At 71.7% G+C, this 15349-nt stretch carries 12 protein-coding genes; 5 read left to right on the top strand and 7 right to left on the bottom strand.

What is annotated here, in order from left to right:
* Positions 1-35 precede the first annotated feature (35 nt).
* From E0497_RS00975 to E0497_RS00945, 7 genes are all read right to left on the bottom strand, one after another.
* The gene (locus tag E0497_RS00975; protein WP_137722907.1) at positions 36-1760 is read right to left on the bottom strand and encodes an alpha/beta hydrolase; all 1725 of its coding nucleotides are present in this window, start codon (positions 1758-1760) and stop codon (positions 36-38) included.
* A complete protein-coding gene (locus E0497_RS00970; protein WP_137722906.1) occupies positions 1757-2053 on the bottom strand; it encodes a hypothetical protein in 297 nt (98 codons plus the stop codon). The genes E0497_RS00975 and E0497_RS00970 overlap by 4 nt, the downstream gene beginning before the upstream one ends.
* Positions 2054-2232: 179 nt before the next feature.
* Positions 2233-3309 (bottom strand): sulfate/molybdate ABC transporter ATP-binding protein, encoded by a 1077-nt coding sequence (locus E0497_RS00965; RefSeq protein ID WP_137722905.1) that lies wholly within the window; start codon positions 3307-3309, stop codon positions 2233-2235.
* Positions 3306-4112 carry an ABC transporter permease gene (locus E0497_RS00960; RefSeq protein ID WP_137722904.1) on the bottom strand — a complete coding sequence of 269 codons (807 nt, stop codon included), beginning with the start codon at positions 4110-4112 and terminating at the stop codon, positions 3306-3308. The genes E0497_RS00965 and E0497_RS00960 overlap by 4 nt, the downstream gene beginning before the upstream one ends.
* On the bottom strand, positions 4109-4897 hold the full coding sequence (gene modA / locus E0497_RS00955; protein WP_137722903.1) for a molybdate ABC transporter substrate-binding protein: 789 nt from the start codon (positions 4895-4897) through the stop codon (positions 4109-4111). The genes E0497_RS00960 and modA overlap by 4 nt, the downstream gene beginning before the upstream one ends.
* Positions 4894-5301 carry a TOBE domain-containing protein gene (locus tag E0497_RS00950; RefSeq protein WP_137722902.1) on the bottom strand — a complete coding sequence of 136 codons (408 nt, stop codon included), beginning with the start codon at positions 5299-5301 and terminating at the stop codon, positions 4894-4896. The genes modA and E0497_RS00950 overlap by 4 nt, the downstream gene beginning before the upstream one ends.
* Positions 5302-5359: 58 nt before the next feature.
* The gene (locus E0497_RS00945; protein ID WP_137722901.1) at positions 5360-6811 is read right to left on the bottom strand and encodes a CCA tRNA nucleotidyltransferase; all 1452 of its coding nucleotides are present in this window, start codon (positions 6809-6811) and stop codon (positions 5360-5362) included.
* Between the two features lie 101 nt (positions 6812-6912).
* Between E0497_RS00945 and E0497_RS00940 the strand changes: the two genes are divergently transcribed.
* The 5 genes from E0497_RS00940 to E0497_RS00915 all read left to right on the top strand — a co-directional run bounded on the left by E0497_RS00940 (position 6913) and on the right by E0497_RS00915 (position 15275).
* Positions 6913-7467 (top strand): NUDIX hydrolase, encoded by a 555-nt coding sequence (locus E0497_RS00940; protein WP_137722900.1) that lies wholly within the window; start codon positions 6913-6915, stop codon positions 7465-7467.
* Positions 7464-9932, top strand: coding sequence for a DUF6049 family protein (locus tag E0497_RS00935; RefSeq protein WP_137722899.1), 2469 nt, complete (start codon positions 7464-7466; stop codon positions 9930-9932). The genes E0497_RS00940 and E0497_RS00935 overlap by 4 nt, the downstream gene beginning before the upstream one ends.
* A gap of 302 nt (positions 9933-10234) precedes the next feature.
* Positions 10235-13798 (top strand): lipid II flippase MurJ, encoded by a 3564-nt coding sequence (locus tag E0497_RS00925; protein WP_241665664.1) that lies wholly within the window; start codon positions 10235-10237, stop codon positions 13796-13798.
* 70 nt (positions 13799-13868) lie between these two features.
* Positions 13869-14450, top strand: a complete 582-nt coding sequence (gene sigM, locus E0497_RS00920) for an RNA polymerase sigma factor SigM (protein WP_137722898.1) — start codon at positions 13869-13871, stop codon at positions 14448-14450.
* Between the two features lie 63 nt (positions 14451-14513).
* Complete coding sequence (locus tag E0497_RS00915; RefSeq protein WP_137722897.1) at positions 14514-15275, top strand: hypothetical protein; 762 nt, start codon at positions 14514-14516, stop codon at positions 15273-15275.
* Positions 15276-15349 lie beyond the last annotated feature (74 nt).

Here is a 15349-nt window from a genome sequence, read left to right as displayed (position 1 = left end):
CCCGTGTGGACGCAGCGGGGACGCCTCCGGTTCCGTCACTGCGCAACCGGATTCACGGGGGTCGGCGTGCTGCCGTCGGCGAGCAGCACGTTGCCCGGGAGTCCCGCGACGACGGCCGCCAGGTTGTAGCCGCTGGTCCGCAGCCGGCCGGCCGCATCCGCGCGGGCGTACTCGCTGTGCCCGGACGCCCCCACCCGCTCCGTCCCGTCCGGGGTGGTGGCCGATTCGGTCGACAGGTGGACGACACCGTCGGCCGTGTCGGGTCGGGGACCGAACCGGCCCAGGCGGGCGACCACGTCGCCGTCCGCGGTCATCTCGTACAGGTGGCCGGGTGTGAGACCCACATCGGTCGGGGAGTGCGCGGCGACCAGTCCGGGGGAGCCGTACACGACGGCGTCGTCGACCTGTCGGTGGCCGGGTTCGCGGAGCGCGAGACCGGTGGTGACCGACCCGTACGAGTGCCCGATCGCGGTGAGATGCAGATCCGGCCCCCGGTGTGCGACACCGAGTCCGTCGTAGAACCGGGCCAGATCCCGCGCGCCCGCCCGGGCCCGGGACTCCGACGCCACCGCGAGACCCCCGACCCCGATGTCGGTGACGTTCCCCGCGGTCCGGGGCGGGTCGTAGCCGATCCAGGCCACCGTAGCGACGGTGCCACCGGCACCGTTGTCCTGCAACTGGTTCGACGCCTCGCCCCGCAGCAGCTCCGCCTCGTCGACCATCGACCCCAGGCTCGACCGGACGGTCGTGTTCATCCCCGGGGCGGTCACCGCGACATGGTCGGCGGTGTCCGGGTCGCCGACGGCCACCGCGGCCCGCACCTGCAGGCCCGTGTCGGCGTCGAGCAGCAGCAGCCGCCGGTCCGGGTGATCGCGCAGCACCACCTCGATCGCGTCCAGGTCGGCGATCCGGTCGGTGACGTCGGACAGTTCCCGGTACACGGACTGCGCCTCCATCGCGTCGAGGTGAACAATACTGTCGGACAACGTTTTCTGTACCTCTACCAGTTCGGCGCGCACGATCGGGAGACGGGCCAGATTGGCCCGGTGCCGGACGTCGGCCGGTAGCCCGTCCCGGCCACCGACGTCGTCGGAGGCCGCGGCCCGCTGCCGGTCGGGGGTGAGGCTGTCCCACCAGCGCCGGTTGTCGACGGCGGACGCGTCCACCGGGGGCGGTATCGGCACCGGGACGACGCCGGCCCATCCCGTGCCGGCCTGCCCCTCGCCCGGCAGCAGCGCGAATGCCGACGCGATCCGGGACCGCGCCGTCTCGTCGACCGCCCCCAGGTCACCGAGCGCGGCCCGGATCGTGGCACCGTGCTGCGCGGCCCGCCGTTCGAGCACCCGGAACGCGAACGCCCCGGCGACCCCGAACGTCGACGACAGCACCGTCGTCATCGCCGCGGACACCGCGACCGCACCGTCGTCCCCGACGTCGAAACCCGCGGTCCGCGCCTCGTCGACGGCGTCCAGGACATCGATGCGGGCGTGGCCGAGCCGGGACGCGGCCTCGCTCGCCGCATCCGCGGCCGCCGCCAGCACGACCACCGTCCGCGCGCCCAGTTCGCGGATCTGCTCACCGCGGCGCCGGGCCGCGTCGGCGACGCCGCCGCCCCAGTGGTCGCGGGTGTCGTCGACGGCCCGGGCCACGCCGGCCAACTCGGCGTCGAGGACGGCTCCGCACCGGCGCCACTCGTCGGCCTGCCGGGCCAGCGCGGACGGCGTCCACGCCCGCGCCCGCGCCACGGTCGGCGTCGTCACCGCCGATCCCCCGCGGTGAGCAGCAGGTCCGCGGTCGCCGTGTCGGTGCGCGCGTAGTCGTCGGCCGTCCGCCCCACGAGCTGCGACCAGGAGCCCAGCAGCTCGGCGACCATCTCGACGACGCGTCCCGCCGTCCGGGAACCGGTGGTACACGCGTCCGCGACCGACGCCCCCTCCAACAACGGAAGTATCTGCACGTCAACAATTTTTGTGGAACGCATTCCGTCGCCTGCCGCCCCCACGGCCGCGGCCGCCGCGGTCAGTCGCTCCGGGTCCACCCACACGTCCGACATTCCACCCCCTGTTCCCGGCATCCCCCGATGCCGCCACCCCGGACGCTACGGCACCGACTCCCCGGACCACCCCGATCCGCACCGGGTTATCCACAGGCTGTGCACCTGTGGACAACCTGCCCTTGTGGCCGAATGTCACACCGGTTCAGTCCAACTGAACGCGTGTGACATTCGGCCGGTCACGCAGAGGGATACAGTGCGACCTCGGTGGCCTTGACGGTGCACCACACCTCGTCGCCCGGGACGAGGTCGAGGGCGGCGACCGCGGCCGCGGTGACGTCGGCGATCAGTCCGGGGGAGCCGTCGGCATGGTCCTCGGCCCGGACCCGGACGGTGTGCCCGCCGCGCGCGACGACCTCGACGATCCGCGTGCGGAACCGGTTGCGGGGGCTGCCGTCGGGTTCGCGCCGGTGGAGCGCGACCGCGGTGGGCGCGAACACGGCAACGGCCCGGTCGCCGGGGACGACACCGTCCCCGGCGATACCGTGCACGATCCCGACGGCGGTGTCGAGGCCGTCGGCGCCGAGTTTGCCGACCAGCAGGTTGACCCCCGCGATCCGGGCCGCGAACGCGCTGCGCGGCCGGCTCAGGACCCGCTCCACCGGACCGTCCTCGACGATCCGGCCGCCGTCGACGACGATCGCCCGGTCGGCGAGTGCGAGCGCGTCGAGGACATCGTGGGTGACGACGATCGCGGTGCGCCCACCGCCGCGCAATACCCGCCGCAGCAGGGCCCGCACGGCGGGGGCGGCGGCCACGTCGAGGGCCGCCATCGGCTCGTCGAACAGCAGCAGTGCGGGTTCGGCGGCCAGGGCTCGGGCCACCGCCACCCGCTGCGCCTGCCCCCCGGACAGTTTCCGGGGGCGGCGTCCGGCGAGGTCGGTCGCGTCGACCTCGCCGAGCCACCGGTCCGCGGCCGCATACGCTTCCGAGCGGCCGCGGCCCGCACTGCGCGGACCGAACGCGACGTTCTCCCGCACCGTCAGGTGCGGGAACAGCAGCGGCTCCTGCGCCAGCAGTCCGATCGACCTCCGATACGGCGGCACTGCAACATCTTCCGCGGTGTCGGTGAGGACACGATCGTCGAGGACGACCCGCCCGGTGTCGGGGACGAGCAGTCCGGCGACGACGTCGAGGAGGGTCGACTTGCCGGCCCCGTTGGGTCCGAGGACCGCGAGTACCTCACCGGGTGTCACCGCGACATCCAGTGTCACATCGCGTGATTCGACACGGACGGACACTTCGAGCCCGCTCACAGGGCGCCCACCGCACGACGGGACCGCACCCCGACGACGATCACGACGGCCACCACTACCAGCACCAGCGACAGCGCGACGGCGGCGTCCGGGTCGGTTTCCCGCTGCAGGTAGATCTCCAGCGGCAGTGTCCGGGTCACCCCCTGCAGACTGCCCGCGAAGGTGAGGGTGGCCCCGAACTCGCCGAGCGCGCGGGCGAACGCCAGTACCGCCCCGGAGATCACACCGGGCAGCACGAGCGGCACCGTGACCCGCCGCAGCACCGTCGTCGGCCGCGCCCCCAGGGTGGCGGCGACGGCCTCGTAGCGGTGCCCGGCGGTGCGCAGCGCCCCCTCGAGACTGATCACCAGGAACGGCAGCGCCACGAACGTCTGCGCGAGGACGACGGCGGTCGTGGAGAACGCGATCTCGATGCCCGCCACCTCGAGGTGCCGGCCGATCAGGCCGTGCCGGCCGAACGTGTACAGCAGCGCGAGCCCGCCGACGACGGGCGGCAGCACCAACGGCAGCAGCACGAGCGCCCGCAGCGCGGCGAGGCCGGGGAAGGCGCAGCGGGCCGACACCAGTGCCATCGGCACCCCCAGCAGCAGGCACAGCAGCGTGCTCGTCGACGCCGTCTGCACACTCAACCACAGTGCTGCCCTGGATGATTCGGAGGTCACGAGGGGTACGAAGTTCCCCCAGTCGACCCCGGCGAGCATCGCGACGAGCGGCAGCACCACGAGCAGGCCCCCGACGGCCGCGGGCACGAACACCCAGCCGGGCAGCCCGGCCGGGATCCGGCCCGGCGACCGGTCGGTCACGGCGCCCCGAACCCGGCGTCGGACAACACCCGACGACCCTCCTTGCCGAGTACGAACGCCACGAAACGTCCTGCGGTGTCGGCGTTCTCGGATTCCTTCAGGACCGCGATCGGATAGGTGTTGACCACCCGCTCCGCCTCCGGGAACGGGACGGCGACGACCGTGTCGCCCGCACCGGCGGTGTCGGTCACGTACACCAGGCCGGCGTCGGCCTGACCGGTGACGACCTTGCCGAGCACATCGGTCACGGACGACTCCTCGCTGACGGGTGTCAGCCCGATCCCGGTGGCGTCCTCGATCTTCCGGGTCGCGGTACCGCACGGCACCTGCGGCGCACACACCACCACCTTCACGCCCGGGCGGGCCAGATCGGCGAACGACGCGATGTGCGCCGGGTTGCCCGGCGGCACCGCGATGGTGAGGATGTTGGTCGCGAAGTTCACCGGACTCGCGGCGGGTAACCCGGCCTGCACCGCCTTGGTCATGTTCGCGGTGTCCGCGGACGCGAACACGTCACCGTGCGCGCCCTGGTCGAGTTGGGTGACCAGCGACGACGAGCCGCCGAACGAGAACGCGACGGTCGTACCCGGATTCTGCTGCTCGAAACGCCGGCCCAGTTCGGTGAACGTCGACTGCAGCGATGCCGCCGCGAACACGGTGATCGACTGCGTGCCAACGGTCTCGGTGGCGGTGTCCGTCTCCCCGGAAGAGCCCGCGCCGCATCCGGCGAGCAGCAGGGATGCGGCCGCGACGACCCCGACCACGGCCGTCCGCAGCCGCCTCACGCCGCCACGCCCGGTGTCTCGACGATCACCGTGGTCGCCTTCATCACGGCGACCGCGACGCTGCCCGGTTCGAGCGCGAGTTCGCGGGCGGCGTCGGCACTCATCAGCGAGACGACGGCGAACGGGCCGCACTGCATCTCGACCTGCGCCATCACCGAGTCCATCACCACCCTGGTGACCAGGCCGGGGAACCGGTTGCGCGCCGAACTGCCCACCCCCAGAGGATCTTCCGGGGTGCGGGTGGCGTTGGTGCGGGCGAACTCGGCGAGCTGCCGGCCGTCGACGACCATCCGGCCGGCGTCGTCCTTGTGGGCGTCGAGGGTGCCGGCGTCGACCCACCGGCGGACGGTGTCGTCGCTGACGCCGAGCAACTGGGCGGCGTCGCGGATACGAATCTCGGGCATACCCGAAGTCTAGATCCGTGGATACGGAACTCTCAACGCATCCGCGACGCAGATGCGGCTACTCCTGCTGCTGCGCCCACCACGTCAGCAACTCGGCCTCGGCCGCGTCCCGATCCAGCGGACCCCGGTCCAGACGCAGTTCCTTGAGAAACTTCCACGCCTGACCGACCGGCGGGCCGGCCGGAATCCCGAGCAACTCCATGATCGCGTTGCCGTCGAGATCCGGGCGCACCCGCGCCAGATCCTCCTGCTCGGCGATCCGGGCGATCCGCGTCTCGAGGTCGTCGTAAGTGGCCTGCAGCTTCGCGGCCCGCCGCTTGTTGCGAGTGGTGCAGTCGGCGCGGACCAACTTGTGCAGCCGCGGCAGCAGGTCACCGGCATCGGTGACGTAGCGGCGCACCGCCGAATCCGTCCACTGCCCCTCGCCGTAGCCGTGGAACCGCAGATGCAGGAACACCAGCTGACCGACCTCGTCGACCATCTGCTTGGAGTACTTCAGCGCCCGCATCCGCTTGCGGACCAGCTTGGCGCCCACCACCTCGTGGTGGTGGAAGCTGACGCCGCCGCCCGACTCGTGCCGACGGGTGTCCGGCTTCCCCACGTCGTGCAGCAGCGCCGCCCAGCGCAGCACCAGATCCGGGTCGCCGTCCTCGAGGTCGATCGCCTGCTTCAGCACCGTCAACGAATGCTGGTACACGTCCTTGTGCTGGTGATGCTCGTCGATCTCGAGTTTCATCGCGGGAATCTCCGGCAGCACCCGCTCCGCGATCCCCGTCTCGCACATGACGTCGATACCGTCGATCGGATACTCGCCGAGGATCAGCTTGTCGAGTTCGGCATGCACCCGCTCCGCGGTGATCCGGTCGATCTGCCCGGCCATCTCCACGATCGCCTGCTGCACCCGCGGCGCGAGCGTGAACCCGAGCTGCGCGACGAACCGGCATGCGCGCAGCATCCGCAGCGGATCGTCGCCGAACGAGATCTCCGGGGCCGCCGGCGTGTCCAGGACACCCTCGAGCAGCGCCGCCAGCCCGTTCAGGGGGTCGACGAACTCGACGGCACCGTCGCCACCGATCCGCACCGCCATCGCGTTGACCGTGAAGTCCCGGCGGACCAGATCCTCCTCGAGTGTCGTGCCGTACTGCACCTCCGGGTTGCGGGTGACCCCGTCGTACGTGTCGGTGCGGTACGTGGTGATCTCGATCTGGTCGGCGCCCTTGACGGCGCTGATCGTCCCGAACGCGATCCCGGTGTCCCACTGGTTGTCGGCCCAGCCGCGCAACAACTGCTGCACCTGCTCGGGGCGGGCGTCCGTGGTGAAGTCCAGATCGGTACCGAGCCGGCCCAGGACGGCGTCACGCACACTGCCCCCGACCAGATACAGCTCGTGCCCGGCGGCGGCGAACCGCGCCCCGAGCGGGGTCAGCACGTCCGACAGGGCGCTCAGGGTCTCGTGGGCACCGCGGAGCAGTCGGGCACGCCGGTCGGCGTCGGGGGTGGGGTCATTCACGTCCGTAAACCTTACCGAGGTCGGCAAACGCCCGGCGGGGAACGCGGCGGTGCCGGTGTGGGAATCCGGCCGAACCCGCCGCGTCAACTACGATCGATGAGGTGTCCGCCGCCGAACGTGCCAACCGCAACCGCCGCTCCTCGCGGCGGCGTGGTTCGGGCGCGAATTCCGGCGCACCACACCTGCGGACGGTACGGGAAACATCCGCCGGGGGACTGGTCGTCGACGGGCTCGGCGGGCCCCGCGACAAACTGTGCGCCGCCCTCATCGGCCGCACCGACCGGCGCGGCCGACTGCTGTGGTCGCTGCCGAAGGGGCACATCGAGCAGGGCGAGACCGCCGAGCAGACCGCGATGCGGGAAGTCGCCGAGGAGACCGGCATCCGCGGGTCCGTCGTCGCGTCCCTCGGCAGCATCGACTACTGGTTCGTCACCGAGGGCCGCCGCATCCACAAGACCGTGCACCACTATCTGATGCGCTCGCTCGGCGGGGAACTGTCCGACGCCGACATCGAGGTCACCGAGGTCGCCTGGGTGCCGCTGTCCGAACTGGACTCGCGCCTCGCGTACGCCGACGAACGCAAACTCGCCGAGATCGCCGGCCGGCTCATCGCGGACATGGAGCACTCACCCGTCGGGAGGACCGGCGCGGAATGACAGTGGCATCGCGTCCGGCATGGCGACGGCCCGGTGCCACGATCCTCGCGGCGCTGACGCTCGTCCTCATGCTGATCGGCGCCGTCGCGGCGATCGGCGCCGGCACCGCGTCCGGGCAGACGTCCGGGCAGACCGGGACCCCGGCACAGCCCGGCACGGCGCCGTCCACCACCCGGGTGCCCGCCACCAAGTCCCGGGGGCAGCCGAAGTTCCTGGCGCTGAGCGTCGATGCCGTCACCCCGACCGCCGTCACCACCACGACCGACCCGGTCGTCACCGTCACCGGCACCGTCACCAACGTCGGTGACCGCCCGGTCTCCGACATCGGGGTCCGGTTGCAGCGGGCGGCCGCGGTGTCCGCGAGCGAGGAACTGCGCACCTCCCTGGACCTGGACCAGGGCGAATTCGACACCGTCGGCCCGTTCGTGCAGGTCGCGTCGAACCTCGACCGGGGGGAGCGGAAACAGTTCACGCTGTCGCTGCCGCTGCGCACCCAGAGCGGCTGGTCCCTCGACATCACCGCACCCGGCGTCTACCCGCTGCTGGTCAACGTCAACGGCAGCCCCGAGTACGGCGGCCCGGCCCGCCTCGACGACGCCCGATTCCTGCTCCCGGTCCTCGGACTGCCGCAGGCGGCCGGCTCGTCCGAGACGGCACCGCAGGGCTCCCAGTCCGGGTCGACGACCGCCCCCGTCCCCCCCGACACGTCGGATCCGCTGGCGATCACGATGCTGTGGCCGCTCACCGACGAGCCCCGGCTCGCGGCCGGGATCCCCGGATCGGTCGGCGACAAGGTGCGGCTCGTCGACGACGACCTGGCCGGCTCACTGGCCTCGGGTGGCCGGCTCGACGGACTGCTCGGCGCCGCCGAATACGCGACCGGACCCGACGTGGACCGGGACCGGCGGCTCGCCGACAGCATGTGCCTCGCCGTCGACCCGGACCTGCTCGTCACCGTCGGCAACATGACCCGCGGCTACCTGGTGGTCGACGACCCCGCCGACCCGACGGGACCCGCCCGCGACGGGACCGGACGGGACACCGCCACCGCGTGGCTCGACCGGCTCGCCGCACTGGCCCGCTCGATGTGCGTGACCGCGGTGCCGTTCGCGCAGGTCGACGTCGCGGCACTGAGCCGGGTGAACGATCCCGCACTCACCGCGAACGCCCTGACGTCCCCGTCGGACATCGTCGACTCCATCCTGGGGGTGACATCGCAGCGCGGCATCACCTGGCCCGATGCCGGTGTCCTCGACGACCACGGCGCACGACTGCTGCAGCAGCTCGGATCCACCACCGCCGTACTCGCCGCGAACGCCGTCGAAACATCGTCCACACCGTCGTCGACCACCGACAGCAAGGTCACCGTCGCCCGCGACGGTGCCACCGCCGTCGACGCCGCCCTGTTCGACGTGTCCGCCGCCGCCGCACTGGCCGCCGTCGGCACGACCCCGCAGACCCCGTCGTACGTGCCCGAACGGGCGCGCTACACCCTCGACCGGGACTCGCGCACCGCCCGACTGCAGGACGCCCTCGGCGCCGTGACCTGGTCGGCGCTGCAGAAACCCGCCGGTCGCCGGGCAGGGGACCGGTCGATGCTCGTCGTGCCGCCGCAACAGTGGTCCGCCGGCAGTGACGAGGCCGCGACGATCCTGTCCACCGTCTCCACCCTGCTACGGACCGGTCTCGCCGCACCGCGCCCACTCGCCCGGGTGCTCGCGCAGCAACCGGCGTCCCCCGACGTCGCGGCCCTGGCCTACCCGCAACGGGCGATCGTCGACGGCACCCCCGAAACCGTCGAGCAGGGGGTCGACGCGCAGATCCCACGTATCGACGAGATGGCCGCCGCACTGGTCGAGGACCCGCAGGTGCCGTTGACCCCGGCCCGGTTCCTGACACCGCTACGCGAGGACCTGGTGCGCGCGATGAGCCTGTCCGGGCGCCGCGACCAGGACACCGAGTCCGTCACCGCCGCCGACCGGGCCGCACACACCCGGGTGGACACCGTCGCCGCCACCATGGACGGCATGTTCCGGGCGGTCACCATCCTGTCCCCCGGCGGCGTGTACACCCTCGCGTCCGAACAGAGCCCCCTGCTGCTGGTGGCGCGCAACGACCTGCCGGTGGCGATCTCGGTACGGCTGCGGATCGACGCCCCCGACGAGATGCACGTCACCGACATCGGCCCGCAGCAACTGCCGCCGCGCGGCAGCCGGTCACTGCAGGTACCCGCGGAGGTGTCCGACTCACGGACCATGGTGGTCGATTTCTCACTGACCACCGAAAGCGGCCACCATCTGGGCGAACATGCATCCGTCACGGTGCGGTCGAACGCGTACGGTCAGGCTTTGGCGATAATTACCGCGTGCGCTGGTGCGCTACTGCTGTTCCTCGCCGGACGACGACTCTGGCACCGATTCCGAGGCCAGCCCGACCGAGCCGACGAAGGATTTGAACGCCGTTGACCGAGAACTCTCCCGGAGAGGGCCATCGGTCGCCCGGCCGCCCGCTCCCGCCCGGCCGCCCGCCCTTCCCGCCGAACCCGCCGCGTCCCATCCCGCCGAACGCCCGGCGGCCGCTGCCGCCCGGTGGTTCTCGCCCGGTGCCGCCGGGTGCCCAGCGCCCGCTGCCGCCCGGTGTCCGGCGTCCCCTGCCGCCCGGCGCGCAGCGCCCCCTGCCGCCGCGGGTCGGTCCGCCCGGCGGCCCGCACGATCCCCGCCGACTGCCGCCGCCTCCGCTCCCGCCCCGGCCTCTGCCGCCGCGCCCGGTGCCGACTCAGGCACCGGCTACGGCTCCGACACCGGTCGGGACGGCAACGGAACCGGAGAAGAAGAGCCTGCTGGCGGCGACCGGATCGATCGCGGTCGCGACCCTGATCAGCCGCATGACCGGCTTCCTCAAGCAGTTGCTGCTGCTGACCGCGCTCGGCCCCGCCGTGGCGAGTGCGTTCACCGTCGCCAGCCAGATCCCGAACATGATCTCGGAACTGGTGCTCGGCGCGGTGCTCACCGCGATCGTCGTGCCGGTGCTGGTGCGGGCCGAACGCGAGGACCCGGACCAAGGTGCGGCGTTCGTCCGACGACTCTTCACTGCGGCGCTGGCGCTGCTGGGCACGGCGGCACTGTTCGCGACGGCCGCCGCCCCGATCCTCACCACGTACGTCTTCCTCCCTGATGACGGCGAGGTCAACACCGCGCTCACCACGGCACTGTGTTTCCTGCTGCTGCCGGCGATCCTGTTCTACGGCCTGTCTGCGCTGATGACGGCGATCCTCAACACCCGGCAGGAGTTCAAACCGGGTGCGTGGGCTCCGGTGCTCAACAACGTGGTGGTGCTGTCGATCCTGGCCGCCTACTGGCTGCTGCCCGGGGACATCTCCCTCGACCCGGTCCGGATCAGCGACCCGCACCTGCTGCTACTCGGCCTCGGCGTCACCGCCGGTGTCGTGACGCAGGCGATGAGCCTGATTCCGGCGATCCGCCGGCAGGGCATCTCGCTGCGTCCGCTGTGGGGGATCGACGACCGGCTCAAGCAGTTCGGCGGCATGGCCGTCGCGATCGTGCTGTACGTGCTCATCAGCCAGGCCGGCATGGTGTTCGCGACGCGTGTCTCGGCGCACGCCGACGAGGCCGGTCCCGCGATCTACAACAACGCGTGGCTGCTGCTGCAACTGCCGTACGGCGTCCTCGGTGTCACGGTGCTGACCGCGATCATGCCGCGGCTGAGTCGTAACGCCGCCTCCGACGACACTCCCGCCGTCGTCGACGACCTGTCCGTGGCGACCCGGTTGACGATGATCGCGCTGATCCCGGTGATCGCGTTCCTCACCTTCGCGGGCCCGCAGGTCGGGCACGCACTGTACGGGTACGGCAACTTCGGTGCCGGGAACGCCGAACGGCTCGGCGAGGCCGTCAGCTGGTCGGCGTTCACCCTCGTCCCGTACTCGTTGGTGCTCATCCACCTGCGCGTGTTCTACGCCCGCGAACAGGCGTGGACCCCGACGTGGATCATCCTCGGCATCACCGGTGTGAAGATCGTGCTGTCGGCGTTGACGCCGCTCGTCGCCGCCGACAACGAGCAGGTGGTGGTGCTGCTCGGTGCCGCGAACGGTATCGCGTTCGTGGCGGGCGCGTTCATCGGCGGATTCCTGCTGCACCGCAGTCTCGGCGATCTGCGGATGGCCAACGTCGGCAAGACGGTGTGGGTGGTGCTGCTCGCGTCCGGTGCGGGCGCGGTCGCGATGTACGCCGCCGACACCCTCCTCGGTCTGGACCGGCTGTCCGAGAACTTCGGCGGTCCGGGCGCGATGATCCGGGTCGCGGTCACCGGTGGTCTGATGCTCGTCGTCACGTTCGTGCTGCTGTGGCTCGCGAAGGTGCCGGAGATCCTCGCGATCACGGTGGCGGTCCGACGCCGCATCCCGGGCCTGGGCGGACACACCCCCGGCACCCCCGACGACGTGCCGTCACCCGAGCCGGAAACCGAGCTGATTCCGGTGGTTCGGGACCTGTCACGGTCCTTCGATAGACCGGACGGTCTCCCGTACCCTGGACGCAGCGCATACGTCGGTCAGGACTACATTCCCGACGAGTTCATAGAAGGAGCGCGTGTGAGCGACGACGACGGTGCCGGCGAGAAGAACGGCACGGCCGGCGACCCCCCGTCGGGCAATCCCACCGTCGAGCACGACACCGCGGCAGCGGACCGTCGGCGCCGCCGCGACCTGAACGTCGACACCGGGGTGTTCCCGATCGGGTCGCCGCAGCTGCCACCGATCCGCGTCACCGGCCCCGACCCCGAGTCGCGGCGACCGCTGCGCGGCCCCCAACTGATCGCCGGCGCATCCGTGGCCGGTGGACGCTACCGACTCCTTGCACCGCACGGCAGTGCCCGCGGCCTGCAGTTCTGGCAGGCCCTCGACGTCAAACTCGACCGTGAGGTCGCGCTCACGTTCGTCGACGCCGACCAGCGGGCCGACGGTGTCACCACCACCGGCCCGGACGGCCCGCAGGCCATCCTGTCGCGGACCCTGCGGCTGGGCCGGATCAACTCGCCGGGCCTGGCCCGTGTCCTCGACGTCGTCCGCGGCAGCTCCGGCGGCATCGTCGTCGCCGAATGGACGCCGGGACGGTCGTTGAAGGAGATGGCCGAGACGGAGCCGTCGCCGATCGGTGCGGCCCGCGCGGTCCGCGCGCTCGCCGCTGCCGCCGAGGCGGCACACCGCGGCGGCAGCGCCCTGTCGATCGACGATCCGGACCGGATCCGGATCAGCACCGCAGGGGACGCAGTCCTCGCGTTCCCGGCCACCCTGTCCGACGCCGACCCGGCCGCCGACGTCAAGGGACTCGGTGCGATGCTCTACGCCCTCGTCACCGACCGCTGGCCGCTGGCCGACACTGCGGACGGGGCGGGAATGCAGGCCGCCGACCGGGACGAGGCGGGCCGCCCCGTCGAGCCTCGGGCCGTACGCCCCGATGTGCCGTTCGAGATCTCCGCGGTTGCGGCGCGCGCACTCGGCGGGGACAGCGGCATCCGGGCCGCCGCCACCGTCCAGCACATTCTCGACCAGGCGACCGTCGTCGACCAGAAGACCGATCTCATGCCGGCGCTGCGGCTGGGGCAGCGGGTACCGGGCAGTTCCGGGCACGCGCTGGCCGACCCGGAGGCCGTGGCCGCCGAGAAGCAGAAATCGAACCGAACCCTGATCGCGCTGGTGTCGCTCGGTGCGCTCACCGTGCTGGTGCTCGCGCTGATCGGCTGGTGGTTGGCGAACCTGTTCACCGGCGGCAGCTCCGACGAGCCGCTCACGAACCAGAACTTCGGGTTGACGACCACGGTGGAGGCCCCACCGTCCCCGGCCGAGACCCCGACGGAGGCGCCACCGGCCGCGACGGTGCCCGTCGTCCCGTCGTCGGTGACGGTGTTCTCGCCGCAGGGAACCCCGGACAGTGCCGCCAACGCCCGGCTGGCGATCGACGGCGATCCGGCGACGGAGTGGAGCACCGACGCGTACTTCCAGCCGTTCCCGTCGCTCAAGTCCGGGGTGGGGCTGATGGTGACACTGCCGGAGGCCGCGAAGCTGTCCGCCGTGCAGATCACGTCGGGCACACCGGGCACGCAGGTGGAGATCCGCACGGCACCGGCACCGAACACGTCGCTCGACCAGACGCGGGTGATCGGGAACGCCACCCTGAAGGACGGGGTGACGGAGATTCCGGTGACCGCCGAGGGTGCCACCAAGAACGTGCTCGTGTGGATCACCGGGCTGAGCACCAAGGACGGGACGAACCAGTCCAGCATCTCCGAGGTGGCGTTCACCGCGACCCCGTGACCCGCAGCAGACAAGTGTCTGATACTGCCCGTGTATAGGTACTGCGCAATCGATCGGTTAACATCCGCCGGTGCGAATCTTCAGGGGGGTCGCCAAGGCGGATCTGTCGGATGCAGATCTCTTGGCAGCGCACGCGTCGGGCGACAAGGACGCGTTCGCGGAGTTGCTGAGCAGGCATTACGAGCATCTGTGGCTGGTGGCCCGGCGGACGAGCTACACCGTCGAGGACGCCGAGGACGCGTTGCAGGAGGCGTTGACGTCCGCGCATCGCAAGGCGGGGACGTACCGGGCCGACGCGGCGGTGCGCAGCTGGCTGCACACGATCGTGGTCAACGCCTGTCTCGACCGGCATCGCCGGAACCGGGCGCGTCCGGCGGTGTCGTTGTCGACGGACGATTCGATCGACCCGCACGACGAACGGGACCGGATCTCGGAACGGGAGACTTCCCTGCTCGTCGACCGGGCGCTGCAGCAGTTGCCGGCCGAGCAGCGGGCCGCGATCGTCGCGGTCGATCTGGAGGGCTATTCGGTGGCCGAGGCCGCCCGCCGGCTCGGGGTGCCGGAGGGGACGATCAAGAGCCGGTGCGCGCGGGCCCGACTCAAGCTCGCATCACATTTGGAATACTTGCGCGACGCAGGGAACCGATCTTGATTCCCTCGCGTCATATCTGATCGAAGGCACATTCGTGCACCGGAACTGTGGACGGGAGGTGGGATGACGGTCCACGACGACGAGATGCTGGGACCTCCGTTCTCGGCGGAGTCGATCGCCGATCTGCACGCCGGTGTCCTGTCCGACGAGGAGAGTGCGCGGCTGTGGCCGCTGGTGCGGCAGGATCCGGCCGCGGTCGAGGTGCTCGCGGCGCTCGATGCCGTGTCCGGCCGGCTGCGGGAGACCGGACGCGACCACGACATCGGCATTCCCGTCCCGGACGACGTCGCCCGCCGTATCGGCGCCGCTCTGGCACTGCAGGCTCCGGCCGACCCCGCCACCGTCACTGCGCTCGACACCGCCCGGTCACGGCGGCGTCGGGGCGGGTGGATCGGTGCGGCGACGGTCGCGGCCGCCGCCGTCGGCGCGGTGTTCGTGTTCGGCGGCGTCGAGAACTCCGGCCCGTCCGACGACACCCCGCTCGCCGCGTCACCGACCGCGTCACCGACCGCGGGCCCGGCCTCGATCACCGATCTCGGGTCCGATCTCGACGGCACCCAGGTCCTGACCCTGCTGGGCAATGCCACTGCAATGGACCCGGCCGGGCCGCTCACCGACCCGCAGAAGCGGGAGGGGTGCCTGCAGTCGATCGGTGTCGCCCGCACCACTCCGGTCCTGGCGATCCGGGAGGTCCGGTTCCGTGGGGCCGTCTCCGTGCTGGTGCTGGTGCCGGGGCCGCGGCCGCCGGGACTCACCGCGCTGGTCGTCGGGTCGGGCTGCGACGCCACCCATCCCGATCTGCTCACCAGAACCGACATCGGCTGAACCCGGTCGCCGGTTTCTCCCGGGAAGGTGTCCGTCCGCCGCGACCCGGTGCGCCGCGTCTGTTCCACGTGAAA

Source organism: Prescottella subtropica, from assembly GCF_005434945.1.
Taxonomy (GTDB): domain Bacteria; phylum Actinomycetota; class Actinomycetes; order Mycobacteriales; family Mycobacteriaceae; genus Prescottella; species Prescottella subtropica.
Note: the sequence above shows the minus strand (reverse complement) of the source record. Positions and strands in the feature narration are given on the sequence as shown.